This is a genomic window from Mesorhizobium sp. BR115XR7A (assembly GCF_020165315.1).
Lineage (GTDB): Bacteria > Pseudomonadota > Alphaproteobacteria > Rhizobiales > Rhizobiaceae > Mesorhizobium > Mesorhizobium australicum.
This window is the reverse complement of record NZ_JAIUHW010000005.1, coordinates 109,546-136,140: the sequence shown is the minus strand read 5'-3', so window position 1 is coordinate 136,140 and position 26,595 is coordinate 109,546. Positions and strand designations below refer to the sequence as shown.

At 62.8% G+C, this 26,595-nt stretch carries 24 protein-coding genes and 1 tRNA gene; 13 read left to right on the top strand and 12 right to left on the bottom strand.

Features of this window, described 5'->3' with window-relative positions; all coding sequences use genetic code 11:
* Window positions 1-32: 32 nt before the first annotated feature.
* A complete protein-coding gene (locus LB557_RS12390) occupies window positions 33-917 on the top strand; it encodes an MBL fold metallo-hydrolase (RefSeq protein WP_224526425.1) in 885 nt (294 codons plus the stop codon).
* 60 nt (window positions 918-977) lie between these two features.
* Here LB557_RS12390 and LB557_RS12385 read toward each other — a convergent pair whose 3' ends face one another.
* Window positions 978-1,847: an SDR family oxidoreductase gene (locus LB557_RS12385; RefSeq protein WP_224643489.1), complete on the bottom strand. Its 870-nt coding sequence runs from the start codon at window positions 1,845-1,847 to the stop codon at window positions 978-980.
* A 103-nt stretch (window positions 1,848-1,950) separates the two neighbouring features.
* Here LB557_RS12385 and LB557_RS12380 point away from each other — a divergent pair, with 103 nt between their 5' ends.
* Complete coding sequence (locus LB557_RS12380) at window positions 1,951-2,841, top strand: LysR family transcriptional regulator (protein WP_224643503.1); 891 nt, start codon at window positions 1,951-1,953, stop codon at window positions 2,839-2,841.
* A 64-nt stretch (window positions 2,842-2,905) separates the two neighbouring features.
* Here the strand turns inward: LB557_RS12380 and LB557_RS12375 are convergent.
* Window positions 2,906-2,982 (bottom strand) — tRNA-Arg (locus LB557_RS12375).
* An 86-nt stretch (window positions 2,983-3,068) separates the two neighbouring features.
* Window positions 3,069-4,232, bottom strand: a complete 1,164-nt coding sequence (locus LB557_RS12370; RefSeq protein WP_140616792.1) for a M20 aminoacylase family protein — start codon at window positions 4,230-4,232, stop codon at window positions 3,069-3,071.
* Between the two features lie 237 nt (window positions 4,233-4,469).
* On the opposite strand from LB557_RS12370, the gene LB557_RS12365 reads away from it, so the two are divergent.
* Together LB557_RS12365 and LB557_RS12360 are read left to right on the top strand one after the other, a co-directional pair.
* Window positions 4,470-5,636 carry a D-alanyl-D-alanine carboxypeptidase family protein gene (locus LB557_RS12365; protein WP_015315489.1) on the top strand — a complete coding sequence of 389 codons (1,167 nt, stop codon included), beginning with the start codon at window positions 4,470-4,472 and terminating at the stop codon, window positions 5,634-5,636.
* Between the two features lie 67 nt (window positions 5,637-5,703).
* Window positions 5,704-6,825 carry a CobW family GTP-binding protein gene (locus tag LB557_RS12360; protein WP_140790717.1) on the top strand — a complete coding sequence of 374 codons (1,122 nt, stop codon included), beginning with the start codon at window positions 5,704-5,706 and terminating at the stop codon, window positions 6,823-6,825.
* Between the two features lie 4 nt (window positions 6,826-6,829).
* On the opposite strand, the gene LB557_RS12355 is transcribed toward LB557_RS12360, so the two are convergent.
* The 5 genes from LB557_RS12355 to LB557_RS12335 form a co-directional block, all read right to left on the bottom strand.
* Window positions 6,830-7,072 carry a sulfurtransferase TusA family protein gene (locus LB557_RS12355; RefSeq protein ID WP_015315491.1) on the bottom strand — a complete coding sequence of 81 codons (243 nt, stop codon included), beginning with the start codon at window positions 7,070-7,072 and terminating at the stop codon, window positions 6,830-6,832.
* 10 nt (window positions 7,073-7,082) lie between these two features.
* Complete coding sequence (locus tag LB557_RS12350; RefSeq protein WP_224643488.1) at window positions 7,083-8,414, bottom strand: murein L,D-transpeptidase family protein; 1,332 nt, start codon at window positions 8,412-8,414, stop codon at window positions 7,083-7,085.
* 242 nt (window positions 8,415-8,656) lie between these two features.
* Window positions 8,657-9,607: an acetyl-CoA carboxylase carboxyltransferase subunit alpha gene (locus tag LB557_RS12345; protein ID WP_140616795.1), complete on the bottom strand. Its 951-nt coding sequence runs from the start codon at window positions 9,605-9,607 to the stop codon at window positions 8,657-8,659.
* A 98-nt stretch (window positions 9,608-9,705) separates the two neighbouring features.
* The gene (locus LB557_RS12340; protein ID WP_224643487.1) at window positions 9,706-10,623 is read right to left on the bottom strand and encodes a site-specific tyrosine recombinase XerD; all 918 of its coding nucleotides are present in this window, start codon (window positions 10,621-10,623) and stop codon (window positions 9,706-9,708) included.
* Between the two features lie 36 nt (window positions 10,624-10,659).
* Window positions 10,660-10,812, bottom strand: a complete 153-nt coding sequence (locus LB557_RS12335) for a hypothetical protein (protein ID WP_015315495.1) — start codon at window positions 10,810-10,812, stop codon at window positions 10,660-10,662.
* A gap of 211 nt (window positions 10,813-11,023) precedes the next feature.
* Here LB557_RS12335 and LB557_RS12330 point away from each other — a divergent pair, with 211 nt between their 5' ends.
* The 4 genes from LB557_RS12330 (at window position 11,024) to LB557_RS12315 (ending at window position 14,625) form a co-directional block, all read left to right on the top strand.
* Window positions 11,024-11,635: a shikimate kinase gene (locus tag LB557_RS12330; RefSeq protein ID WP_140823989.1), complete on the top strand. Its 612-nt coding sequence runs from the start codon at window positions 11,024-11,026 to the stop codon at window positions 11,633-11,635.
* A complete protein-coding gene (aroB, locus tag LB557_RS12325; RefSeq protein ID WP_224713062.1) occupies window positions 11,632-12,768 on the top strand; it encodes a 3-dehydroquinate synthase in 1,137 nt (378 codons plus the stop codon). The genes LB557_RS12330 and aroB overlap by 4 nt, the downstream gene beginning before the upstream one ends.
* Before the next feature lies 1 nt (window position 12,769).
* The gene (locus LB557_RS12320; RefSeq protein WP_141906886.1) at window positions 12,770-13,660 is read left to right on the top strand and encodes an HlyC/CorC family transporter; all 891 of its coding nucleotides are present in this window, start codon (window positions 12,770-12,772) and stop codon (window positions 13,658-13,660) included.
* A 161-nt stretch (window positions 13,661-13,821) separates the two neighbouring features.
* Window positions 13,822-14,625: an alpha/beta hydrolase gene (locus LB557_RS12315; RefSeq protein ID WP_015315499.1), complete on the top strand. Its 804-nt coding sequence runs from the start codon at window positions 13,822-13,824 to the stop codon at window positions 14,623-14,625.
* 69 nt (window positions 14,626-14,694) lie between these two features.
* Here LB557_RS12315 and LB557_RS12310 read toward each other — a convergent pair whose 3' ends face one another.
* Genes LB557_RS12310 through LB557_RS12300 form a run of 3 tightly spaced genes read right to left on the bottom strand, consistent with a single transcriptional unit; the run spans window position 14,695 to window position 19,531 of the window.
* Window positions 14,695-16,239 (bottom strand): SpoVR family protein, encoded by a 1,545-nt coding sequence (locus tag LB557_RS12310; RefSeq protein WP_224644072.1) that lies wholly within the window; start codon window positions 16,237-16,239, stop codon window positions 14,695-14,697.
* Between the two features lie 9 nt (window positions 16,240-16,248).
* Window positions 16,249-17,562: a YeaH/YhbH family protein gene (locus LB557_RS12305; RefSeq protein ID WP_224644071.1), complete on the bottom strand. Its 1,314-nt coding sequence runs from the start codon at window positions 17,560-17,562 to the stop codon at window positions 16,249-16,251.
* A 19-nt stretch (window positions 17,563-17,581) separates the two neighbouring features.
* A complete protein-coding gene (locus LB557_RS12300; RefSeq protein WP_041163660.1) occupies window positions 17,582-19,531 on the bottom strand; it encodes a PrkA family serine protein kinase in 1,950 nt (649 codons plus the stop codon).
* A gap of 291 nt (window positions 19,532-19,822) precedes the next feature.
* Between LB557_RS12300 and LB557_RS12295 the strand changes: the two genes are divergently transcribed.
* The gene (locus LB557_RS12295) at window positions 19,823-21,376 is read left to right on the top strand and encodes an acetolactate synthase large subunit (protein WP_224644070.1); all 1,554 of its coding nucleotides are present in this window, start codon (window positions 19,823-19,825) and stop codon (window positions 21,374-21,376) included.
* A gap of 40 nt (window positions 21,377-21,416) precedes the next feature.
* On the opposite strand, the gene LB557_RS12290 is transcribed toward LB557_RS12295, so the two are convergent.
* Window positions 21,417-21,719, bottom strand: coding sequence for a BolA family protein (locus tag LB557_RS12290; RefSeq protein ID WP_140712832.1), 303 nt, complete (start codon window positions 21,717-21,719; stop codon window positions 21,417-21,419).
* A gap of 179 nt (window positions 21,720-21,898) precedes the next feature.
* Between LB557_RS12290 and LB557_RS12285 the strand changes: the two genes are divergently transcribed.
* The 4 genes from LB557_RS12285 to LB557_RS12270 all read left to right on the top strand — a co-directional run bounded on the left by LB557_RS12285 (window position 21,899) and on the right by LB557_RS12270 (window position 26,567).
* Window positions 21,899-22,528: a J domain-containing protein gene (locus LB557_RS12285; protein ID WP_032922426.1), complete on the top strand. Its 630-nt coding sequence runs from the start codon at window positions 21,899-21,901 to the stop codon at window positions 22,526-22,528.
* Window positions 22,529-22,651: 123 nt separating this feature from the next.
* Window positions 22,652-23,638, top strand: a complete 987-nt coding sequence (gene cobS / locus LB557_RS12280; protein ID WP_140616804.1) for a cobaltochelatase subunit CobS — start codon at window positions 22,652-22,654, stop codon at window positions 23,636-23,638.
* 11 nt (window positions 23,639-23,649) lie between these two features.
* Entirely contained in the window at window positions 23,650-25,548 is a 1,899-nt protein-coding gene (gene cobT / locus LB557_RS12275; RefSeq protein WP_140616805.1) for a cobaltochelatase subunit CobT, read from the top strand.
* Window positions 25,545-26,567 carry an esterase-like activity of phytase family protein gene (locus LB557_RS12270; RefSeq protein ID WP_224644069.1) on the top strand — a complete coding sequence of 341 codons (1,023 nt, stop codon included), beginning with the start codon at window positions 25,545-25,547 and terminating at the stop codon, window positions 26,565-26,567. The genes cobT and LB557_RS12270 overlap by 4 nt, the downstream gene beginning before the upstream one ends.
* Window positions 26,568-26,595 lie beyond the last annotated feature (28 nt).

The following is a 26,595-nucleotide window of genomic DNA, read 5'->3' as shown; positions in this document are numbered from 1 at the left end:
CGATCGCGCCTCCGCGGCCAGAGGATACCCGCATGACAAGGTTCAATTCCACCAGGCTGTTGGCCACAACGACTTTGGTGCTGCTCCATCAGGGGCTGGCAATGGCGCAGATGCCGGCGCAGCAGCCGGATGCCAAGTCATTCAAACTTGGCACACTCGACATCGTCGCCCTGCACGACGCCCAGTTCGTCAAGCCCAACGACGGCAAGACCTTCGGCCTCGATCACAGCCCCGCGGAAGTCGGCGAGCTGCTCAAGGCGGCGGGAGCGCCGACCGATACCATCACGCTGAGCGTCGACGCCCTACTGGTCAAATCGAAGACCAGTGTCGTGTTGATCGACACGGGTGTCGGCGGCGCGCTGCAGGACAGCCTAGCCAAGGCCGGCATCAAACCCGCTGACGTCAGCGAGATATTGATCACCCATTCTCATCCCGACCACATTGGAGGGCTGGTCAAGGACGACAAACTGGCTTTTCCCAACGCCACGATAAGGATGTCTGACGTGGAGTGGGATTTTGCCAAGTCCAACAAGGATGCGGCCGATATCGTCAAGGTCATCGCCGACCATGTGAAACCGTTCAAGGCCGGCGCCCAGGTCGCGCCTGGCATCACCTCGGTAGCGCTCAAGGGACACACACCCGGTCATGTCGGCTATCAGATAAAGTCCGGAAAAGAACGGCTGTTCGATATTGGCGACACGGTGCACAGCTCAATCATCTCGCTCGCCAAGCCGGACTGGGCCGTGGCCTTCGACGGCGACAAGCCGGAAGGTGAGCAGAACAGGGCCAAGACCTTGGCCACGCTGGCCAAGGACCACGAGATGATCTTCGCACCGCACTTTCCGTTCCCCGGTATTGGGCAGATCGAGAAAGACGGCGACCACTTCAAATGGACGCCGAGCGACAAGCCCAAGTAGGGATTGATTCCAGCCATAGAACTGTCAGCTGCTTGAGGCTGAGTGCGAATGCGGTTGGCCTCAGACCGATGCTGCAAGCTCAGTCGCGAAGTTGCGATAGGAGTGCAGCGGGCGGCCCAGGATCCCTGTCAAACGCTCGACGTCGCCGGCCCCAGGAAGCATGCCGTCGGCGACATAGCGCTCGGCCATCAGGCGCATTTCATAGGCCATCCACTTGAGCATGATGTTCGCCAGATTCTGCTCGAACCCGGTAGGATCATCGCCGCCATAGGCAATCGGGCGGCCCAGGACATCCGACCAGATCGCCGCTACATCTGAGCCAGTCAGCGTATCGGGGCCGACCAGATTGATGATTTCGATCGGCAGCTTGCCCGGGGCCTGGTCACGACGGACCAGCTCGACGGCTGCGACCTCGGCAATGTCGCGGGCGTCGACCATGGCGATGCCCTTGGCTCCGATCGGCATCGGATAGATCCCATGGTTGAAGATGACATCCTTGATCATGAGTTCATTGTCGATGAAGTAGGCCGGGCGCAGGATAGTGGCGCTGAAGCCCATCTGTTCGATCATCCGCTCCGCGCCGGACTTCACGGCGAAATGCGGCACGTTGACGAAACGATCGCTGTGGATCACCGACAGGTAGACAACCCGCTCGACGCCCGACTCGCGGGCAATGTTCAGGGTGATGAGCGCCTGGGTGAATTCGTCCCCCGACACCGCGTTGAGCAGGAACAGTGTGTTGACGCCGGCAAACGCTTTGCGCAGCGAGTCGATATCGAGCAGCTCGCCTTGCACGACCTCTACAACGGCCGGAAAGTCAGCCTTCGAGATGTCGCGAACGAGGACGCGCACATCGGCGCCGCGCTTGACGAGCTGCTGGACGACCTGCCGGCCGACACGGCCGGTGGCGCCGGTAACGAGGATAGTCATGATTGTTTCTCCGAGTTGGGTTGCTTGACGACCCCAATATGAGTGGTTCACACATGGGCCAATAGGTGTGATATTTGAACTCAGCGTATCACTGGTGGAACACATAGATCTGCTTGCTCTCGCTGATTTCGTCATCGTGGCGCGCCACGGCGGCTTCGGGCGTGCCGCCCGCGCTGCCGCTCGCCCTAAGGCGACGCTGTCGCGTCGGGTCGCGGAGCTTGAGGCCAGCCTTGGTCTGCGCCTGTTCGAACGCGGCGCACGCATGCTCAAGCTGACGGAGGAAGGGCGCGCGCTATACGAACGTGCGGGCCGGCTGCTTACCGAACTCGACGAGACAGCCGCAGCGATCTCCTCGGGAGGTGAAAGGCCGCGAGGCAGGTTGCGGATCAGCGCGCCACTGGTTTTTTCGCAGACCGCGATGGGAAAGATCGCCGCCGGGTTCGCCCTGAAGTATCCGGAAGTGAGGCTCGATGTGTCGACGGAAGACCGCTCCGTCGACATGATCGAGGAGGGATTTGATCTGGTGATCAGGGTCAATCCCGATCCGGATGACAGCCTCGTCGGACGAGTCTTCCTGCGCGATCGGCTGGTGGTCGTGGCAAGCCCTGACCTCGCGCGGCCGCCCGGGCACCACCCCGCTCCCGCGGTCGTGCGCACGGCCGGCGATCGACCGATCTGGGCCGTGAAGACGCCCACTGGCCGGGCAACTATCGCGATCCAGCCAGTTCTGACCCTGTCATCGCTGATCATGGTCCGGGGTGCGGTGCGAGCGGGGGTCGGTGCGGGCCGCCTCCCCGTGTCGCTTGTCAGCCACGACATAGCCGACGGCTCGCTGACCCATTGGGGTGATGTCGAGGGAGGCGACATCACCTTGTGGGCGCTCTACCCGTCCAGGCGGCTGCTAAGCGCTCGGGTGTCCGCGTTCCTCGACTACCTCAAGCAGGCATTCCCGATGGGGACGCCCGATGAATTGGCCGCCTATGTCGGCAAGTGACGTGTAGAAAGCGGGTCGCCAACCGGGCAGCTTACTGCACGTAGCCATCGTAAAATTGAAAGCATGGTGATCCCGACAGGAATCGAACCTGTGACCTACAGATTAGGAATCTGCCGCTCTATCCTACTGAGCTACGGGACCACGCGGCCCGACACATAGCCGCTTCGGATCGTTTCGCCAAGAGGGCCGGCCGAACGCAATTCGGCCGGCGCTTTATAAGACCGGCCTCAGGCGGCTAGCGCCGTCTCCGCCAGTTTCACCCAATAGCTCATGCCGTGCGGGATGGCTTCGTCGTTGAAGTCGTAGGCCGGATTGTGGAGACCGGCGGTCTCGCCATTGCCGATGAAGATGAAGGCTCCAGGCCGGGCTTCCAGCATGTAGGAGAAATCCTCGCCGCCCATCACCGGCTGGATCTCGCGGTGCACCTGGGCATCGCCCGCCACGTCGGCGGCCACATCGCTGGCGAAGACCGTCTCATCCGCATGATTGAACGTCACTGGGTAGTTCGCGTCGTAGTCGACCTCGATCGTCGCGCCATAGGCGGTGGCAAGTCCCGCGCAGATGGCGCGGATCCGCTCTTCCGATTTCCTGGCCACTTCCTTCTTCAGCGTGCGCACGGTGCCGGCGATCTCGGCCGATTCCGGGATGATGTTGTAGGCGTCGCCGGCGTGGAACTTGGTCACCGACACCACCACGGCCTCGACCGGATCGGTGCTGCGCGAGGCGATCGTCTGCAAGGCGCCGACCAACTGGCTGGTGATGACGATCGGATCGATGGTGCCGTGCGGCATCGCCGCATGGCCGCCCCGGCCTTTCACGGTGATGGTGAATTCGGCCGTCGCCGCCATGATCGGGCCCGGACGGATGGCGAACTGGCCGACCGGCAGGCCGGGCATGTTGTGCATGCCGAACACTTTAGCGATGTCGAAACGCTCCATCATGCCGTCCTTGACCATCTCGTTGCCGCCGCCGCCGCCTTCTTCCGCCGGCTGGAAAATCACCGCCACGGAGCCCGTGAAATTGCGCGTCTCGGCGAGATATTTCGCCGCGCCGAGCAGCATCGCGGTGTGGCCGTCATGGCCGCAGGCATGCATCTTGCCCGGAACGGTCGACGCGTAGGGCTTGCCGGTGATCTCCTTGAGCGGCAGTGCATCCATGTCGGCGCGCAACCCGATTGTGCGACCTTCCCCCTGACGGCCGCGAATGATGCCGACGACGCCCGTCTTGCCGAGGCCGGTCACCACATCGTCGCAGCCGAACTCTTTCAGCTTTTCGGTGACGAAGGCCGCCGTCTTGAAGACATCGAAGTTCAGTTCTGGCGTCTGGTGCAAATGCCGTCGCCAGCCGGCGACTTCGTCCTGCATTTCGGCGGCGCGGTTGAGGATTGGCATGATGGTTCCATTTCGTTATTGGTGCAGCCGGCTTCAGCCTGGTGGTTTGCAATTGGGCCCGGGGTGCCTTGCAATTGTGATTGTCAGGCGCTTTGCCATGTTGGCGTCACATAGGGTAAATAGCACCGCAATAATGCGGTCCGGTTTTTGAGGGTCGGATCCTTATGCTGGCGGTCACGTAATGAAATCTTACGGAGCCAGGGGCAATCAGGGCAAGAGGCGATTTCGGATTCGATCATGCGGTACAGGCATTTCCTCAAACTATTCCCGGCTGGCGCAATCATGCTGTCCGTCCTGGCTGGGCCAGCGCTGGCCAATCCGGTGGTGGTCTTCGACCTGAAGAGCGGCCAGATCCTGCAGCACCAGGATGCGTTCAAGCGCTGGTATCCGGCCTCGCTCAGCAAGCTGATGACCGCCTATGTGACCTTCCGGGCGATCGCGGCCGGAGAAGTCCAGCTCGATTCGCCGATCAAAGTGACCAAACATTCCGCCGGCGAACCGCCAAGCAAGATGGGTTTCAAGCCCGGCTCGGTGATGCGGCTCGACAATGCGCTGAAGATGATGCTGGTCAAGTCGGCCAACGACATCGCCATGGCGGTCGGCGAGAATGTCGGCGGCTCGCAGGCCGCCTTCGCTGAAAGGATGAATGCCGAGGCGGCCAGGCTCGGCATGAACGGCACCCATTTCGTCAACCCGAACGGCCTTTACTCGCCCGACCAGTACACGACGGCACGCGACCTTTCGATCCTGGTGATGGCGATCCGCCGCGAGTTCCCGCAATATGCGCCGTGGTTCTCGATCGAGGGGCTCGCGGTCGGCAATAGGGCCATTCCGAACTACAATCTCCTGATCGGCCGGTATCCCGGCGCCGACGGCATGAAGACCGGCTTTGTCTGCCCGTCGGGCTTCAACATGATCGGGTCGGCGACCCGCAACGGACGTACGCTGGTGGCGGTCGTGCTTGGCGAGAAGTCGGCGGTCAGCCGCGCCGAAGCCGCGGCCAAATTGCTCGATCAGGGCTTTGACGCACCTGCCGCCGGGTCCACCACCGTCACCACGCTCGCTCCCTACGGTGATCTGATCTCGCCCAACGACATGCATGACGAAGTCTGCAAGAAGAAGAGGAAGGCGGAGCAGTCCGAGGCGCCGCCGCCGGCCGCCGCCAAGGACCAGCCTAAATCGCCCTATCGGGAGAAGCTCGACCATGTGCCGACACTGGTTGCCGTCGGCCTTGGCGGCGCCACGGGTCCGGCGCCGAAGGCGATCCTTGACGAGGGCGCGCAGGAATATGCCGACGTGCCAATCCCGACCTGGCGGCCCGACAAGCCGGTACCCGCCGGCACGGGCCCGAAAGTCGTGGGTGCCGCCGCCCAAGGCGACCAGCCGGCCAAGGTCGCGAATTAGAGCACGATCCAAAAAGTGAAATCCGGCTTTCGCGAGAGATCATGCCCAAATTAGAAGGCAGAACCAGATGAGCGGTTTCCCGATCCCAGTCTCGGTGCTAACCGGCTTTCTCGGCGCCGGCAAGACGACATTGCTCAACCGGCTCCTGAAGGATCCGGCGCTCGTCGACACCGCGGTCATCATCAACGAGTTCGGTGACGTGGCGATCGACCACCTGCTGGTCGAGCAGGCCTCCGACGGCATCATCCAGCTTTCCGACGGCTGCCTGTGCTGCACGGTGCGCGGCGAACTTGTCGACACGCTGGCCGACCTGGTCGACCGGCTGCAGACCGGCCGTATCGCCCGGCTTGGCCGCGTCATCGTCGAGACCACGGGATTGGCCGACCCGGCGCCGGTGCTGCAGTCGATCATGGCCCATCCGGCGCTGGTCCAGGCCTTTCGGCTCGACGGCGTCATCACCCTGGTGGATGCGGTCAACGGCAATGCTACGCTCGATGCGCATGCCGAGGCGGTCAAGCAGGTCGCCGTGGCCGACCGCATCGTGCTCTCCAAGGCCGATCTGGCCACCGATCACGGCGACCTCGCCATGCTAAGGGCGCGCTTGCGGCAGATCAATCCCGGGGCGCGACTGCTCGATGCCGGGGAGACGAAAACCGGGGTGGCCGCATTGTTCGACTGCGGTCTCTACAATCCCGCGACCAAGTCCGCCGACGTGCGGCGCTGGCTCGGCGAAGAAGCCGCGCATGATCACCACCACCATGACCATGACCATGAAGGGCATGACCATGACCATGAAGGGCATGACCATGCCCATCGCCACGATCAGCGCGTAAAAACCCATTCGCTGGTGCATGACGGGCCGGTGCCGTTTTCAGCCATCGAGATGTTCCTCGATCTCCTGCGTTCCACACATGGCGAGCATCTGCTACGGATGAAGGGCGTCATCGAATTGCAGGAGGATCCGTCGCGGCCCTTGGTCGTGCATGGCGTCCAGAAGATCCTGCATCCGCCGGTGCGATTGCCGTCCTGGCCGGACAGCCAGCGCGGCACGCGGCTGGTGCTGATTACGCTCGACATGCCGGAAGACTATGTGCGCCGGCTGTTCGCCGCCTTCACCAACCGGCCGTCGGTCGACACGCCCGACCGCGCGGCGCTGGAAAACAATCCGCTGGCGATCGCCGGACGTTAGCCTCCTACGATTGGTATTCGCCGCGTTCGACCAGAAAGCGATGGCCACCGGACATCGCCGCCGTCTCGATCAATTGATGTCCGCTGTCGGCGCAGAAGGCAGGAATATCGATAACAGCCAGAGGGTCGGTGGTTTCGAGCCAGAGCCTGCTGCCGGGCTGCATCCCGGCCAGGCGCTTTTTCGCCTTGAGGACCGGCAAAGGGCAGTTCAGCCCCTTGAGGTCGTAGATAGCTATCAGTTCGGCCAAGGTAAAAACCTCAGCCGCCGAACATGCCGAGCAGCTTGTTCTTCAGCTTCGTAACCCGGCTTTCATCGGCGCTCGCAGCCTGCGTCTCGGCTGCCGGCGCGGCCTCCGCCGGAGCCGCGATGGTCGCGGTGGCAACCGGAGCTTCCTTGGCGGCCTTGGCCGCTTCCTTCGCAGCCACGGCTTGCGCCTTGGCAGCTTCCTTTTCGGCCAACGCTTGCGCCTTGGCGGCCTCCTTCGCCGCTTTTGCCGCTTCTATGGCCGCCACCCGCTCTCGCTCGGCCTTCTCCTTGGCGGCCTTTTCGGCCTCGAGCGCGGCCATCTTGCGACCGGCGGGCGAATCGATGCGGCCCATGCGCGCCGTCTCGGTGACCGAACCGTCGGTGTTGAGCGACGGCGGATCGATCGGCACGCGCTCGCCACGCGCCCGGCGCTTGGACCAGTCGGAGACGATGCTGGCTTCCTTGATGCCGGCAATCGTCGGCTTGGGTGGCGGCACGCTGGCCTTGAGCGCGCTGTTGAAGGCCGCGTCATAGGTGCTTTGATAGGCGTTATAGGCGCTCTTAAGCGACTCCGGCTGCGTGGTCGCCGGGCAGGGGCCGGTCGGATTGAAGGTCTGCCCATCGGGAGCGACCTGGTTGAAGACGTAGCGCTTCTCGCAGACGTCGACTTTCGGTGGCACCTTGGTGACCTCGAAATTGTCGTAGCCGACCTTGAGCATCTTCCAGAATTCGTAATTCGGGTCGTTGCGGTAGCGCGCCATGTTGGCGGCTGTCATGCGGAACGGAAAAGCCTGGATCTGGAACTCGGTCTGGCCACCCTGGAAGGCGTCGCGGCCGAAGGCGTAGATCTGCTCGATCTGGGCGTCGGTCATCGAATAGCAGCCCGATGAAGAGCAGGCGCCATGGACCATCAGGTTCTGGCCGGTGCGGCCATTGGCACGATCATAGGCGTTGGGAAAGCCGATGTTGAACGACAGATGGTAATTCGAGCGCGGATTCATCTGCGACGGGCGAACCGTGTAAAAACCTTCCGGCGCCTGGCGGTCGCCTTCGGTGTATTTCGGCCCGAGCTTGCCCGACCATTTGCAGATGTCGTAGCTCGCCACCATGTCGTAGCGACCGTTGGTCTTGGCCTTCCAGATCTCGAGCTTGCCTTCTTCCTTGAAGATGCGCGCCATTACCGAAGAGGTGCGGACCATGCCCTTGGCTCTCATATCGGCAAGGATCTTGTCGGGCAGCGGCTTGTTGGCTTCCGGGGCAAAGTCCTTCATCGACGAATCATTACAGCCCGCGACGGCAATCGAGGCGGCAAGAACTCCAGTACGAGCAAGCTTGACAAACATGGATAAGGCTATGTCTTTTCTTTCGGGCCAATGGCTTCGAAACGGCCACACCCGCATGCTGAACACTGACGGACCGTAAGCCCGTTAACCTTGAAAATTCCTTACCGCAAGCTCGGCCAATCTCCCGCGGTGATTTCATTGAACCGAATGGGGCGGCATTTTTGTGGCGAAACTGCTCATCGCCGCCACATTTGGGGTGGACAGACAGCTTCCGTCAGCCCTGTTCCGCCGCCCAAGCGGCGTCAGAGGCTGCGGCCCATCGCCAGATATTTCTCGCGGCGCTGTTCGCGGAAATCGATGTTGGCGCCGGCGAATTCCTTCATCGTCTTGGCGATGAGATCGCCGGTCGCGGCAATCACCGTTTCGGGCGCGCGCTGGGCGCCGCCCATCGGCTCGGGGATGATGGCGTCGATGACCTTCAGTTCCAAAAGATCCTGCGCGGTGATCTTCATGTTGGTCGCCGCGTCCTTGGAGCGCGTCGTGTCGCGCCACAGGATGGAGGCGGCACCCTCGGGCGAAATCACCGAATAGATGGCGTGTTCGAGCATGTAGACGCGGTTGGCGGTGGCAATCGCGATGGCGCCGCCCGAACCGCCTTCGCCGATGACCACCGAGATGGACGGTACTTTCAGGCCAAGGCAGGCCGAGGTCGATCGGGCAATGGCTTCGGCCTGGCCGCGCTCCTCGGCGCCAACGCCGGGATAGGCGCCGGCCGTGTCGACCAGTGTCAAAAGCGGGATCTTGAAACGGTCGGCCAGTTCCATCAGCCGCACCGCCTTGCGATAGCCTTCGGGGCGCACCGAACCGAAATTGTGCTTCAGGCGGCTCGCCGTGTCCGAACCCTTTTCCTGGCCGAGAATCGCGATGGGCTCGCCGCGGAAACGGGCAAAGCCGCCGACGATCGCCTGGTCCTCGCCGAAATTGCGGTCGCCGGCGAGTGGCGTGAAGTCGCTGAACAGGCCCTTGATGTAGTCGATGCAGTGCGGCCGGTCGGAGTGGCGCGCCACCTGCACCTTCTGCCACGGCGTCAGCGCCTTGTAGAGTTCGCGCAGCGCGTCGCGCGAGCGCTTCTCGAGCCTGGTGATCTCATCGGCGACATCGACCGCCTCGCCGTTCTCGGCAAGCTTCTTGAGCTCGAGGATCTTGAGCTCAAGATCCTGCACCGGCTTTTCGAAATCGAGGTAATTGTACATGCTTGGGCGGACCGATACGTCGGAAGGCAATGACCGCGGAACCGTTGAAACCAAGGCTCCGGGCGGTGAAATGTCGTCCTCACATAGCGATATGAGGCCTAGTCGGCAAGCGGATGATGATCGTTGACCAACCGCACCAGCCGCTCTTCCAGCACATGGGTGTAAATCTGTGTCGTCGATATGTCGGCATGGCCAAGCAGTTGCTGAACGGCTCTCAGGTCGGCGCCGTTCTGTAGAAGATGGCTGGCGAAAGCATGGCGCAGCACGTGCGGCGAGATCTTGGCCGAGGCGATGCCGGCGCGCGCGGCCAATCCTTTCAGGTCACGGGCAAAGACCTGGCGCGAGAGATAGCCGCTGTCGGATGCCGCCGGAAACAGGAACGGGCTGTTGGCGAAACCGGGCAGCTTGGCCCGGGCGTCAAGCCAGCTCCGCATCGCCGCACGCGCCTTGGCCGACAGCGGCACCATGCGTTCCTTGTCGCCCTTGCCGCGTACCATGAAGAAACGGTCATCGCGCTGCGCCACCGTCACCGGCAGGCCGACCAGCTCGGAAACGCGCAGTCCGGTGGCGTAGAGCACTTCGACCAGCGCATGCAGGCGCAAGGCCGCCAGCCTGTCGGCGTGGCCGAGTCTGTCATCGCCGGCTTCCTGCGCGGCGCGATCGATCAGCCGGCCGGTTTCGGCCTCGCTCATCGTCTTGGGCAGCGGACGGCCTTTTTTCGGGCTGTCCAGCGTGCCGGTGGGGTCATCCGCGCGCAGGCCCTCGGCGTAGAGGAACTTGAAGAACTGGCGGATCGCCGACAGTTTGCGCGCCTGCGAGGTCGGCGCGAAGCCGCGCGCGGCGATATCGTCGAGATAGGCCCTGATGTCGGCGGCGCCGGCGCGGGCAAGTCCGCCATCGATCCCGCCGGAAGCATCCTCGAGATCCCGGCGATAGGAGGAAAGCGTGTTCTCCGCCGCTCCCCGCTCGGCGCTCATCATTTCCAGGAAGGCCTCGATGCGAGCGGCGCTGTTCATGTCCTTGAAGCGGTTCCGAGTCGGTCTTCTTGGGGTTCAGTTTTTCTTCGGATTGAGCTTTTCCGGCGGAATACGCACGCTCATCTCGGCTTTTTTCGGCTCGACGAACATCACCAGCGCGAACATCGTACCATAGGCAATGCCGGCCAGAATCGCGAGGGTCACGACAAAGCGAAACAGTGTCGGCATTCAGTTCTCGCCCGTCTTCTTGTTCTGCGTTTCCAAACCCTGTGCCCTTATGGGACGCCTATCCGGCCAATTCAAGGAAGAAGCGGAGCCCTGTTAGCAACTTCCGATGCAAGCGTCGCTCTGTCCATATCGGCCCATGGCACTTGGCACGCTTGACGCAAACCGGCTTTTCATGTCGATACGCCGGCAAAGAGGGCCGAAGAAACAGCCGATGAACGCGCTACAGGCAAATCCCCCAGGCGAGACCCATGCCGCGCTGCTTGGCCGGCTGGGCAGCCGGTCCATCGTCTTTGTCGGGCTGATGGGCGCTGGCAAGACGGCGATCGGCCGCAAGGTGGCGACCATGCTTTCGCTGCCCTTCATCGACAGCGACCAGGAGATCGAAAGCGTGTCGCGGATGACGGTTCCGGAGCTGTTCGAGCGCTATGGCGAAACCGAGTTCAGGGCCCTGGAACAGCGTGTCATCCTGCGCGTGCTGGAAAACGGCCCGCAGGTTCTGTCGACCGGCGGCGGTGCCTTCATGAACGCGCAGACGCGCGAGGCCATCGCCGCCCATGGCGTCTCGGTTTGGCTGAAGGCCGAGCTCGACCTTCTGATGGACCGCGTTTCCAAGAAGCAGAACCGGCCGCTCTTGAAAAGCGCCGATCCCCGCGCCGTGCTGGAGCGGCTGATGGCGGAACGCTATCCGGTCTATGCCACCTCTGACGTCACCGTGCCGACCCGCGACGATCGCAAGGAGGTCATCGCGGCCGAGGTGATCGAGGCGCTCTGCCGGCATTTCGGCATCGATGCGATAGCCGCGACGGGCGAGGTCGAATCATGAGCGTGGATCAGCCAGTCACAGTCACAGTCGGTCTGGGCGACCGCGCCTACGACATATTGATCGGCTCCGGCCTGCTGTCGCGCGCCGGCGTTGAGATTTCGCGCCGGCTGCCGGGCACGCGCGCCGCTGTGGTGACCGACGAGAACGTCGCCGCCGCGCATCTCGATACGCTGAGAGCCGGGCTCGAGAAGAGTGGCATCCAGCCCGCGATCATTACGATGCCGCCCGGCGAAAAAACCAAGAGCTTTGCCCATCTCGAGGCGGTTGTCGACGGCCTCCTGGCCGCCAGGCTGGAGCGCGGCGACGTCGTCATCGCGCTTGGCGGCGGCGTCATCGGCGATCTCACCGGTTTTGCCGCCGGGATCGTGCGGCGCGGCATGAATTTCGTGCAGGTTCCGACATCGCTTCTGGCGCAGGTCGATTCCTCGGTCGGCGGCAAGACCGGCATCAACAGCCCGCGCGGCAAGAACCTCGTCGGCGTCTTCCTCCAGCCCAAGCTGGTGCTGGCCGATACCGAAGTGCTCGACACGCTGCCGATCCGCGAATTTCGCGCCGGCTATGCCGAGCTTGCCAAATACGGGCTGATCGACCGGCCGGATTTCTTCGCCTGGCTGGAAACGAATTGGGAAAAGGTGTTCGCCGGCGGACCGGAGCGGGTCGAGGCCATTGCCGAAGCCTGCCGTGCCAAGGCCGATGTCGTTGCCCGCGACGAGTTCGAGACCGGCGACCGCGCTCTGCTCAACCTCGGCCATACGTTCGGGCACGCGCTCGAAGCCGCCACGCAGTATGACGGGACGCGCCTCGTCCACGGCGAGGGGGTCGCCATCGGCATGGCGCTGGCGTACCGGTTCTCCTCTCGGCTCAATCTCGCCAGCCCCGACGACGCGGCCCGCGTCGAGGCGCATCTGCGTGCCGTCGGGCTGCCGTGGCGGATGGCCGACATTCCGGGCGACTTGCCCGATGCGGATGCGCTGCTTTCATTCATCACGCAGGACAAGAAAGTGTCGCGCGGCGCGCTGACCTTCATTCTGACGCGCGGCATCGGCGAGGCCTTCATCGCCAAGGATGTGCCGGCCTCGGAAGTGCTGGCGTTCCTCAGGGAAAACCATCCAGGCAACGGGAAAGCCGGCTGAGATGGACACTGGCTGGGTCGTCTTCGCCGTTCTTGCCATCCTCGTCATCCTGGTCGTTGCCGTGCGCACCCGCCTGCTTGCCATGTTCGGCTATGAACTGTCGCGCATCGAGCCGCAGCGGTCGAGCCAGGACGAGTTGCGCGGCGCGGTCGACGATTTTCGCCGCGACGGCCAGGTGGTGCGTGAGGATCGCGACCGCGTCGGCGGCCTGTTCGACCTCGAAGAGCTCGAAGTTTCCGACGTCATGGTCCACCGCACGAATATGCGCTCGGTCAATGCCGACAATGCGCCGGAAGCGGTGGTGCGCGAGATCCTGCAGAGCCCGCACACCCGCATGCCGCTTTGGAAAGGTTCACTCGACAACATCGTCGGCGTGCTGCACGCCAAGGATCTGCTGCGCGCGCTGAACGAAGTCGGCAATGATTTCTCGCGGATCGACGTGATGAAGATCGCGTCAAAACCGTGGTTCGTGCCCGACACCACGACCTTGCAGGAACAGCTCAACGCCTTCCTGCGCCGCAAGACGCATTTTGCCGTCGTCGTCGATGAATATGGTGAGGTCGAAGGGCTGGTGACGCTGGAGGACATTATCGAGGAGATTGTCGGCGAGATCGCCGACGAGCACGATGTCGACATCCAGGGCGTCAAGCAGGAGGCGGACGGCTCCGTCGTCGTCGAAGGCACGGTGCCGATCCGCGACCTCAACCGGGCGCTCGACTGGAACCTGCCGGACGAAGAGGCGACGACCATCGCCGGCCTCGTCATCCACGAGGCGCAATCGATCCCCGAGGAGAAGCAGGCTTTTACCTTCCACGGCAAGCGCTTCGTCGTCATGAAACGCGACAAGAACCGGATTGCCAGGGTCAGGATCCGGCCGGCCGGCGACAGTTAAAGCGTTTCAGTGTTGGTAGGTTCTCCGAGCCGCTCTAACTCTTTGTTCTTAGGCAATTCCAGACGGGAAACCGCTGCGCACTTTTCCTGGAATTGCCATCGAGCCGTCGCCTTGCCAATCCTTCGTTGGAACTCCCGCCCGCCGGGATGCATTCTTCGCCGATGACGATCGATCGGCGAACCTTGCTCCTGGCCTCGGTGGCTGCCTTGTTGCCAACCGGCACGAGAGCGGCGCGAGATACGCCATCCGCCGAAACTGTCGACTACGGTCCGGCCAAGCTCGATATCTATGCGCCCGATGGTGCGAAAGACCTGCCAGTGGTCTTCTTCGTCCATGGCGGCGCCTGGCGGACCGGCAAACGCAGCCAGGTGAACGCCAAGCCGGCCTTCCTGCTTGCCAACGGCTTCTGCTTCGTCTCCATCGACTACCGCATGCTGCCGCAGGCTGATGTCGCCACCCAGGCGGGCGACGTGGAAAAGGCCTATGCGTATGTCAGGACCAACATCGCCCAACATGGTGGCGATCCCAACCGCATCGTCGGCATGGGGCATTCGGCCGGCTGCCATCTGATCGCCCTGACCGGCATGCGCGGCGGATTGCCCGGCGTCGCTGGCCTGCTTCTCGACGATACAAGGGCTTACGATCTCGCCGCCCTTGCCGGAAGTGGCGGCATGGTGCGGGCCTATTCGCGTGTCTTTTCCGATCCTTCGCAGTGGGCGGCACTGTCACCGGCGAGCTATGTCGATGGCCGCAAGCATCCGCCGACCTTCATCGCCTATTCCCGCGCCGACGGTCGCGGCAAGCAGTCCACGGCCTTTGCCGAGCGCCTGCGCGCCAGCGGCACCGAGGTGACGCTGTTCGACGGCACCGCCTATACGCACATGTCGATCAACCGCGATTTCGGCGAGGACGGCGACGCGCTGACCGCTGCCGCGCTGGCGTTCCTGAAATCGACGGTCGGTTGAGCGCACCGGCTGTCCGTGGCGTGTTCCACTCGTTGTGCCTGGCAGCCGCCGATGCCGCCGGGCGGAAATTCAAAAGTCGTTGCTTGACCGTTCGCTGAGCGTCGCACCGGTTTCGGCGTCGACCGAAGCGAGGCTGACCTCATAGCCCCAGAGGCTTCGGACATGGCGCAGGGTCGCGTCGCGGCTGCCACTGTCGAGCAGTACGCCCTCCTTCACCTTGTGCTGCAGCCGCAAATGCCGGTTACCGAGCAGGTCGACATCCACCACCTGGATATCCGGCCGGCTCGCGCCGATGTCGTAGCTCTGGGCCAGCGCGGCACGTATCTTTTGGTAGCCGCGCTCATTGTGGATCGAGGCCACCTCGTAATGTGCGTCGTCGGCCTGATCGGCGAGGACAAACATCCGCCATTTCCGTATCAGGGCTGGGCTGAGGTGCTGGCGGATGAAGGATTCGTCGCGGTGGTTGGCCCAGGCGTCCAGGAGCACATCGCGCCAGTCACCGCGGCCCGCGATGTCGGGAAACCAGTCGCGGTCCTCCGCCGTCGGCGCGGTCGAAATGCGTTGTATGTCCTGCATCATGTCGAGGCCGAGCGCGTATGGGTTGATACCGGAGAACCGGGGGTCGTCGAAGGCCGGCTGGAAGATCACATTGGAATGGTTGCGCAGGACCTCGAGCATGGCGCCCTCGCTGATCTGGCCGCGGTCGAACAATGCGTTCATGAGGGTGTAGTGCACGAAGGTGGCGCAGCCTTCGTTCATCACCTGCGTTTGCCGCTGCGGATAGAAATACTGCGCGACGATACGCACGATGCGGATGATCTCGCGCTGCCAGGGCTCCAGGACAAGGCTGTTCTTCTCGAGGAAATAGAGCAGATTTTCCTCGGGCAGGTTGAGCGATTTCTTCCGCTCCGCCAAGCCTTCGTCCTTCTTCTCGGTCTTGCTGCTGTCCTGCGAGGGAGGCAGCGTGCGCCACAAGTCGTTGTAGGAGCGTTCTTCATATTCCAGGCGCTCGCGCAGCCCTTCACGCTGCCGCTCCGACGACAGCTTTGGCGGCCTGTGATATCGGAACACGCCTTGTTCCATCAGCGCGTGGGCGCAGTCGAGAATGCTTTCCACGGCCGACAGTCCGTGCCGCTCCTCGCATCGGGCAATGTAGCCCTTGGCGAACTCCAGATAGCTCAGAATCCCCCCGGCGTCGGTCCACTGCCGGAACAGATGATTGTTCTTGAAGAAATGATTGTGTCCGAGCGCGGCATGCGCCGTCACCAGGGCCTGCAAGGCCATGGTGTTTTCCTCCATCAGGTAGACGATGCAGGGATTGGAGTTGATGACCAGTTCGTAAGCCAGGCCCCGTCCACCCTTGCGGTAGAGAAAATCCTGGTACAGGAAATGCTTGCCGAACGACCAATGACGGTACATCAGCGGCATGCCGACCGATGAATAAGCGTCGAGCATCTGTTGCGAGGAAATGATTTCCATCTGCACCGGATAGGTGTCCAGCTTGAGTTCCTCGATGGCAATTGCCGCGATCGCCTCGTAGGCGTGCGACAATTTCTGGAAATCCCAGTCGGATCCGGAAAAGAGCAAACCCGGTTTGCTGGCTGTCCTGGCCATGGTTTCCCCTCAGGCGCTCTTCCGGAGCGCGGGCTGTTTGGCGAAGAGCTGACGAAAGACAGGATAGATATCGGCGGCCGTGGCTATGCGGCTCATCTGGAAGTTCGGCCAGTTCGATTCGATGGCGCTGTAGGCTCGCCAGAGCGACGTCCCGTTTTCAGTCGCGCCGAAGATGTGACTCTCGCGTTCGTCGATGATCTCGACATAGGCGAAATACTGGCACAGGCGCATGAGCTTGCCGTTCAGCAGGGCGATGCAGCGCTCGGAGTCGGTGGCGAAATTGTCGCCGTCCGAGGCCTGGGCGGCGTAGATGTTCCACTCGCTCGCGGGGTAACGCTGCTCGATGACGCGATGCATCTCCTCGAGCGCGGTGGAAACGACGGTGCCACCGCTTTGCGCGCAGTAGAAGAAGGTTTCCTCATCCACCTCCTGCGCCTCGTGCGTGTGGCGGATGAAGACGATTTCGGTGCGTTCATAACGTCGCTTCAGGAACAGGTGCAGCAGCACGAAGAAGCGCTTGGCCAGGTCCTTCTCGCGCTCGCCCATCGAGCCTGACACATCCATCAGGCAGAACATGACCGCTTTCGCATTCGGCACCGGGCGCTGGTCGAAGCGGTTGAACCGGATGTCGACCGGGTCGACGAAGGCAATCCGCCGGCGCCGGCGCTCCAGCCGCTCGATCTCTTCTTTGAGCGCCACGACGCGCTCGCGCGTTTGAGCATCAGGCGGCGCCGCCTCCAGCAAGGCGAGTTCCTGCATGATCGCGTCGACCGCCGCTTGCTTGGGGCGCCTGAGCGCAATGCGGCGGCCGTGGCTGTTGCGCATCGTGCGGCCGACATTGATATTGGTTGGCGAACCGGTGGCGGCGAAACCCGCCCGGCGCGGCTTGAAGGCAAGGATCTCCTTGAGGTTGAGCTTGACCAGGTCGGGCAGTTCGAGATCCTCGAAAAAGAGATCCAGCACCTCCTCGCGCGAAAGCACGAAACGGAAGTCGTCCTCGGACGCGGTTTTTCCCGGTGACGAACCGCCCATGCCTCCGCCCTGGCCGGGCTTGGGGATCAGGTCGCCTTGGGAGAATTGCCTGTTGCCCGGCAGGATGTGCCGGCGCCGGCCGGTGTCCCTGGCGTCGTTGAAGGTCGGCTCGCCAGTGCCTCTTTCGGGCATCGGCACGACGTGCTCCGCGTCCACGTCGGCGATCCGCCCAGCGCGGATCTGGTCGCGAATGCTGCGCTTGAGCTCCTCGCGGGCACGCCTGAGAAAGCGCTGGCGGTTGCCAAGGCTTTTGTCCTTCGGATTCAGGCGGCGGTCGATAAAGATCGGCATGCAACCATTCGGACTGCGCTCAGCCCGCCTTGTTCACCCGCATGTACCAATCGACCAGCCGGCGCACCTGCCGTTCCGTATAGCCGCGCTCCACCATCCGCTGGACGAATTCATTGTGCCGCTTTTCGGTGACGCTATCCTGCTTGGAGCCGAAGCTGATCACCGGCAGGAGGTCCTCGACCTGGCCGAACATGCGCTTTTCGATGACCTCGCGCAGCTTCTCGTAGCTCGTCCATGACGGATTGCGGCCATGGTTGCGTGCCCGGGCACGCAGCGTGAATTTCACCACCTCGTTGCGGAAGTCCTTCGGATTGGCGATGCCTGCCGGCTTTTCGACCTGCGACAGTTCGTTGTCCAACACCTCGCGGTTGAGGATCTGGCCGGTGTCGGGGTCCTTGTAGTCCTGGTCCTCGATCCAGGCATCGGCATAGGCGATGTAGCGGTCGAACAGGTTCTGGCCATATTCGCTATAGGATTCCAGATAGGCCTTCTGGATTTCATGGCCGATGAACTCGGCGTAACGGGCGGCCAGTTCCGACTTGATGAATTCGAGATAGGCGGCTTCCGTCTCCTTCGGAAACTGCTCCCGTTTGATCGCTTCTTCCAGGATGTACATAAGATGCACGGGGTCCGCCGCGACCTCGTTGGTATCGTAGTTGAACGTCTGCGACAGGATCTTGAAGGCGAAGCGCGTGCTGACGCCGGTCATGCCTTCGTCGACGCCGGCGGCGTCGCGATATTCCTGGACTGACTTCGCCCTCGGGTCGACCTCCTTGAGGTTCTCACCATCATAGGCGCGCATTTTGGTGTGCAGCGGCGAATTGTCGTGCTCGGCAAGGCGGGTCGAGACGCTGAACCGGCTGAGGATGTCCAACACCTCGGGCGCGCAAGGGCTGGAGGCCAATTCACTCTCGCGCAGCAGCTTCTCGTAGATCTGCCTCTCTTCGGTGATGCGCAGGCAATACGGCACCTTGACCACGAGGATGCGATCGAGAAACGCCTCATTGTTCTTGTTGTTCTTGAACTGTTGCCACTCGGATTCGTTGGAATGGGCAACGATGATGCCCTGGTAGGGAAAGGCACCAAAATTCTCGGTGCCGTTGTAACTGCCTTCCTGGGTCGCCGTCAGCAATGGATGCAGCACCTTGATGGGCGCCTTGAACATCTCGACGAATTCGAGCAGGCCTTGCGTCGTTCGGTTCAGCCCGCCGCTGTAGGAATAGGCGTCAGGGTCGGACTGGCTGAAATTTTCCAATTGCCTGATGTCGACCTTGCCAACCAGGGCCGAGACGTCCTGGTTGTTCTCGTCGCCAGGCTCGGTCTTGGCGATGCCGATCTGGCGCAGCCGCGACGGCATCAGTTTGACGACGCTGAATTTGGAAATGTCGCCGGACAGTTCGTCGAGGCGCTTGGCCGCCCATGGCGAGATAAGTCCGTTCAGGCGGCGCCTGGCTATCCCGTATTTGTCCTCCAGGAGATCGCTCATGCGATCGGGATGGAACAGGCCAAGCGGCGATTCGAAAACCGGACTGATCTGGTTGCCGACCTTGAGCGTGTAGATCGGGCGCTCCTCCATCAATTTCTTCAACCGTTCGGCCAAGGAGGATTTGCCGCCGCCGACCGGACCCAGGAGGTAGAGGATCTGCTTGCGCTCCTCGAGGCCCTGGGAGGCATAGCGGAAATACCCGGCGATGCGCTCGATCGTATCTTCCATCCCGTAAAAGTCGGAGAAGGAGGGATATATCTTGACGGTCCGGTTCGAGAAAATACGGCCTAGCCGCTCGTCCTTGCTGGTGTCGACCAGGTTTGGCTCGCCGATCGCCTCGACCATTCGTTCCGGCGCCGAGGCATACATCGATTTGTCCTCGCGGCAGGCGAGCAGATATTGCTGGAGACTTATCTCTTCCTGGGCGGCGTTCGCATAAATTTCCGAAAAGAGATGGAAGACGTCGGATTGGTTCTCACGCATGATCGTTGCCTTCGGAGCCATTCTGATGGGGCTCGCATATTCAACTGCGGGAAGGCATTGTTTGTTCCGTCGCTCCGGCCCGAATGGCCGTCCATCAACCGCGATTTCGGCGGAGATGACGGCAATGCGCCGAACGCCGCCGCGCCAGCGTTCCTGAAATCGACGGTCGCCTGATCCTGCCGACCGTCGCTCGCCCATTCCGTGGCTGGATCATGCCAAAAACGGCGGCGGGATATTGCCGTGCCGATATCCGCGGGTGCAATTGCTCTTCGTGAATGGGAGAAAATTCGCATGAATGGCGCCGATGTTCTGTGCGACGTGCTGTTGGCCAATGACGTGAACGTCTGCTTCGCCAATCCCGGCACATCCGAAATGCATTTTGTCGCGGCCCTCGACCGCAAGCCGTCGATGCGCTGCGTGCTCGGCCTGTTCGAGGGGGTGGTGACGGGTGCGGCCGACGGCTATGCGCGCATGACCGATCGTCCCGCCGCGACGCTGCTGCACACCGGCCCGGGCCTCGCCAATGGGCTGGCCAACATGCACAATGCAAGGCGCGCCTTCAGCCCGATGATCAACATCGTCGGGGACCATGCCTCCTACCATCTGCCGCTCGACGCGCCGCTCACCAGCGATATCGAGGGGCTGGCGGCGCCGATGTCGAAGTGGGTGCGCCGCATCGGAGGGCCCGCCGATGTCCAACCGGCCACGGAGGCGGCCTTTCGCGCCTCGCTGACACCGCCGGGTGTCACCACGCTGATCCTGCCGGCGGACGCGGCCTGGGGCGACGCCGACCCGGTTTCGCCCGGCAAGGTGGAACTCGCATCGCCGCCAGCCGTCGACATCGACGCCGTGCGAGCGGTGGCTACCGCGATCCGTGCCGCTCCCGGGCGCGCCGGCATGATCGTTCGGGGACGGGCGGCGCGGGCCGATGCCCTCGAGATCGCCGGCCAGATTTCAGCGGCCTGCGATGTCAGGCTGTTCAGCGAGGTTTTGATTGCGCGTATGCAGCGCGGGCGCGGGCGTGTCGCGCCGACGCGCATTCCCTATCCGGTCGACGCGGCGACGGCAGCGCTCAGGGATATCGATGTCCTTGTGCTGGTCGGCGGCAAGGAGCCGGTCGCCTTCTTCGCCTATCCGGGAAAACCGGGAAGGCTTGTCCGTGACGATTGCCAGGTGCTGACGCTCGCCGCCCATGGTCAGGATCTGCATGCGGCACTGGAGGCGCTTGGCGACGAACTGGGCGTCAGGCAATCGCAGCCGGCGTTGGTTGCAAGCGCCTTTCCCGAGGAAGCAACGCCAACCGGCAGCTTGACGGAAGATGCCATTGCACTCTCGGTGGCCAAAAAGCTGCCGGGCGACGCGATCGTCTGCGACGAGGCCGTCACCTCGGCGCGACGTTTCTTCGCGATGTCGGCCTTTGCCGCGCCGCACGACTACATGATGGGCACGGGCGGGTCGATCGGCGGCGGCATTCCGCTGGCGACAGGCGCGGCGATCGCCTGTCCCGGCCGCAAGGTGATCAATCTGGAGGCCGACGGCAGCGGCATGTACACGGTGCAGGGCCTGTGGACGCAGGCGCGGGAAAATCTCGACGTGGTGACGATCGTCTTTTCAAACCGCACTTATGCGATCCTGCATGGCGAGATGCGCAATGTCGGGGTGAACGCGATCGGCGAAAATGCCAGGCGCATGCTCGACCTCGACCATCCGGCGCTGGACTGGGTTTCGCTGGCCAAAGGCATGGGCGTGGAGGCGGCGCGTGCCGACACCTGCGAGCGGTTCGACGCGCTGCTCGATGCTGCCTTGTCGCGGCGCGGGCTATTCCTGATCGAAGCGATAATCTGAGCAGCGCGAGACGCGCTACGGGCCAGCTCGAAGACTTGGCTTACCAGCGGGTCTGTTCGCCGGGCGCCGCGGGCTCGATAGCCAGCGCGTGAACGCCCGCCTTCAACTCGTCGGCCAGCAGTTCGTTGACGGCGCGGTGGCGATCAACGCGGCTCATGCCAACGAAATTCGCCGAGACGATGCGGACACGGAAATGTGTCTCGCCGGTACCATCGAACTCAGCGTGGTGACCGGATTCCACATGATGATGGCCGGCGTGGAGATGGCTTTCGTTGAGGATGACCAGCCGCTCGGGCGAAAATGCCTTGTTGAGCTTGTCTTCCATGGTCGCCTGTATGGACATCGTCTTCTCCCTTCACCACATATGGTTGGCGCGCCGCCGTGAAAACCCGAAATAGGTTTCGCCGGTCCGTTGGCGCGCAACAAAATCGGTCATCCGCCTGCTTTAAGCCGCGATTCAGCGGTTAGGGCGATCATCGCGAAAATGTCAATTCTTGTTTCGCATCTGCGAACGCCCCATAAATGGGTGAGATGAAGCCGTATCCCAAATATTTCGAGAAGATTCGCGTCCGCCCCGACAAGGACGCGGAGGTGAAGGCGCACGCGCCGATCTGCCAGTGGGATGGCTGCAAGGAGGCGGGCACGCATCGCGCGCCGGTCGGCCGCATGAAGGAGGGCGAGTATTTCCGCTTCTGCTTCGACCATGTGCGTGAGTACAACAAGGGCTTCAACTACTTCTCCGGCGTGCCGGACACCGAGGTGGCGCGCTTCCAGAAGGAAGCGATGACCGGCCACCGGCCGACCTGGAAGATGGGCGTCAACGGCGCCTCGACCCGGTCCTCGCCCGACATGGCGCAGATGCGCTCCGGCCGCGCAGGCTATTACAACCGCATGCGCGACCCGTTCGACCTGTTCAAGGGACCGAAGGATCCGCGCGAGGCGCGCGAGCGCAAGGCCAAGCCGCTTGAGGCCAAGGCGCTGGAAACGCTTGGCCTTGACACAAAGGCGACTGGCAAGGACATCAAGGCGCGCTATAAGGAACTGGTGAAGCGTCACCATCCGGATGCGAATGGCGGCGACAGAGGTTCGGAAGACCGGTTCCGCGATGTGCTTCAGGCCTATCGCGTGCTCAAACAGGCGGGCCTGTGCTGAGCGACCCTATGGTTCGTGTCGTTTTCCAACTTTCATAAGGTTGGAAAAGGCTCTAAGACCGCCCCCGAACAAAATGGATTGCCGGCGAAACGCGACGTTTCGCCCGTGGAGACGTTGAGAGATATGAACAAGGTCGATCGCGACATCGCCAACCTGCCCGACGCGACGGTGTCGGTGAAGGAGAAATTCGGCTTCGAGTCCAAGATGGTGGTGCCAGCGTACTCGGTCACCAGCGAGCATGTGCCCGATGTCGATCCCGACTATCTGTTCGACAAGGCGACGACCTTGGCGATCCTCGCCGGCTTTGCCTACAACCGCCGCGTCATGGTGTCGGGCTATCACGGCACCGGCAAGTCGACCCATATCGAACAGGTCGCCGCCCGCCTCAACTGGCCTTGCGTGCGCGTCAATCTCGACAGCCATGTCAGCCGTATCGATCTTGTCGGCAAGGACGCGATCGTGGTCAAGGACGGCCTGCAGATCACCGAATTTCGCGACGGCATCCTGCCTTGGGCCTACCAGCACAATGTCGCGCTTTGCTTCGACGAGTATGACGCCGGCCGTCCGGACGTGATGTTCGTCATCCAGCGCGTGCTGGAATCGTCCGGCCGCCTGACGCTGCTCGACCAGAGCCGGGTCATCCGCCCGCATCCGGCGTTCCGGCTGTTTTCGACCGCAAATACGGTTGGTCTGGGCGACACCACCGGCCTTTATCACGGCACCCAGCAGATCAACCAGGCGCAGATGGACCGCTGGTCGATCGTTACCACGTTGAACTATCTGCCGCACGACAATGAAGTGAACATCGTGCTGGCCAAAGCCAAGCATTATCGCGACACCAAGGGCAAGGACATCGTCAACAAGATGGTGCGCGTCGCCGACATGACGCGCTCGGCCTTCATCAATGGCGACCTGTCGACGGTGATGAGCCCGCGTACCGTCATCACCTGGGCCGAGAATGCCGAGATATTCGGCGATGTCGGCATGGCGTTCCGGCTGACCTTCCTCAACAAGTGCGACGAGCTGGAGCGTTCGGTGGTTGCCGAGTTCTACCAGCGCGCCTTCGGCCAGGATCTGCCCGAGAGCGCGGCCAATGTGGTGCTGGGCTAAGCAGAGCCTCGATGGCGGGTCCGGGCGACAATACGCGCAACAAGTCCAAGACGGGGTCTGAAGCCGACAGCTTCAAGCGCGCCGTCACCGTCTGCATGCGCGCCATTGCCGGCGACAAGGAAATGGAAGTCGGCTTCGCCAAGGACAGGCCGGCGCTGGCGGGCAGCCGTGCGCGGCTGCCCGAATTGCCCAAGAAGGCATCGAAGTCCGACATCGCGATTACCCGCGGGCTCGGCGATTCCATGGCGTTGAAGCGCGCCTGCCATGATGTGCGCATCCACAGCAGACTGGCGCCGGAAGGCAAGGCCGCCCGTGCCATCTACGACGCGGTCGAACAGGCCCGCGTCGAGGCGATCGGCAGCCGCGCCATGCAGGGCGTCGCCGACAATATCGGGTCGATGCTGGAGGACAAATACACCAAGGCCAACCTCGTCGACGTCAAGGACAAGGCCGACGCGCCCATCGAGGAGGCGCTGGCGCTGATGGTGCGCGAAAAGCTGACCGGCCGGCCGGTGCCGAAGAGCGGCGAGCGGTTGGTTGAACTCTGGCGGCCCTGGGTCGAGGAGAAGGCCAAGGCCGACCTCGACGGCCTGTCGGAAAAGCTCGAGGACCAGCAGGCCTTCGCCCGCGTCGTGCGCGAGATGCTTGCCTCCATGGAAATGGCCGAGGAACTCGGGGACGACCAGGAGACCGAAGATTCCGAGGACAATGACGACAACCAGCCGCAAGGCGAGGAACAGAGCGAGGAGGGCGGCGAAGACGATTCCGGCTCCGAGCAGTCCCAGTCCGAGGACGCCGAGGCATCGGCCGACGACGAGCAGGCGGCCGAGACCGAAGCCTCCGACGCCACCGCCGACGATTTGTCCGATGATGACGATGCCGATGCCGAGACGCCCGGCGAGGCTAGGCGCAACGACAATCCCTTCACCAATCTGCCGAAGGAAATCGACTACAAGGTTTACACGTCAGCTTTCGACGAGACGGTCGGCGCGGAGGAGCTCTGCGAAGAGGAAGAACTCGACCGGCTGCGCGCCTTCCTCGACAAGCAACTTGCCAATCTGTCGGGCGTGGTCGGACGGCTCGCCAACCGGCTGCAGCGCCGGCTGATGGCGCAGCAGAACCGGTCCTGGGATTTCGACCTGGAAGAGGGCTATCTCGACCCGGCGCGGCTGGTGCGCGTCGTCATCGATCCGATGCAGCCGTTGTCGTTCAAGCAGGAGCGCGACACCAAGTTCCGCGACACGGTGGTGACGCTGGTGCTCGACAATTCCGGCTCGATGCGTGGCCGGCCGATCACGGTCGCCGCCACCTGCGCCGACATTCTGGCGCGCACGCTGGAGCGCTGCGGCGTCTCGGTCGAGATCCTCGGCTTCACCACGCGGGCCTGGAAGGGCGGACAGGCGCGCGAGAAGTGGCTGAAGGACGGCAAGCCGCCGAACCCCGGCCGCCTCAACGACCTGCGTCATATCATCTACAAATCCGCCGATCATCCATGGCGGCGGGCACGCCGCAACCTTGGCCTGATGATGCGCGAAGGCCTGCTCAAGGAAAATATCGACGGCGAGGCGCTGCTGTGGGCGCACAACCGGCTGATTGCCCGGCCCGAACAGCGCAAGATCCTGATGATGATCTCGGACGGCGCGCCGGTCGACGATTCCACGCTGTCGGTCAATCCGGGCAATTATCTCGAGCGGCATCTGCGCGCCGTCATCGAATTGATCGAGACGCGCTCACCGGTCGAGCTGCTGGCCATCGGCATAGGCCATGACGTCACGCGCTACTACAGGCGCGCCGTCACCATCGTCGATGCCGAGGAACTGGCCGGCGCCATGACCGAGCAGCTGGCTTCGCTGTTTGCCGAGGAAAGCGCGAAGGATACGCGTCGCGGCGGCATGCGGCGCGCCGGATGATCTTTTCGCGAGGCGGGTTTAGGCAAACGCTTTTCGCCGCCATCGTCCTGCTCGCCGGTGTGGCTCCGGCAGGTTCGGCCGGCTCGGCTCCAGTTGAACCTGTCGCCGTCTCGGCACGCCCGATCACCGAATTCCACATTGGCCGCGCCGACAAGCAATTCGGTCCGCTCGAATTCATCGGTGGGCTGGAAATGACCTCGCCATCGCGCGATTTCGGCGCGTTGTCGGCCTTTCGGTTTCTGAAAGCCGGCAGCGATTTCATCGGTGTTGCCGACACCGGTTACTGGTTCTTCGGCTCGGTGGCCCGCGACGCCGACAGGCGCCCCCTCGGCATCCAGAATTTTCGCATGCAGCAGATGGCCAACCAGAGCGGGCAGCCGATCGACGAAAAATGGGAAGTCGACGCCGAAGGCCTCGCGGTCAAGGACGGTATTGCCACTGTCGGTTTCGAGCGCAACCACCGCGTCTCCCAGTTCAAGATCGACCCGGACAACATGAAGGCGCCATTCAGGCAGCTGGATTTCCTGGTGCCGGCGTGGGAGTTGCGGCAGAACCGCGGCTTCGAGACAGTCACCCATTCAAATGCCAATGGCCAGCATGAAGGCGGCCTGGTCGTGGTCTCGGAGAAGAGCCTCGACAAATCAGGCAACATCTACGCCGCCATTATCGAAGGCCCGCATAGGGGCGTCTTCACTGTCAAGCGCAACGACGATTTCGACATCACCGACGGCGCCTTCCTGCCGGATGGCGACCTCTTGCTGCTGGAGCGCAGTTTCACGATGGCGGGGGGCCTCAAGATGCGGCTGCGGCGCATTTATGGAGAGAGCGTCGAGAAGGGCGCGGTCGCCGACGGGCCGGTGCTGCTGCAAGCCGACATGGGCTACCAGATCGACAATATGGAAGGGCTCGATGTCTGGAGCCGGGATGACGGCGCGTTGATGGTGTCGCTGATCTCCGACGACAACCACTCGATCCTGCAGCGCAATCTCTATCTGGAATTCATTCTGCACCAGGATTGAGGGGCAGCCCCTTCGCGACGCTCATTGG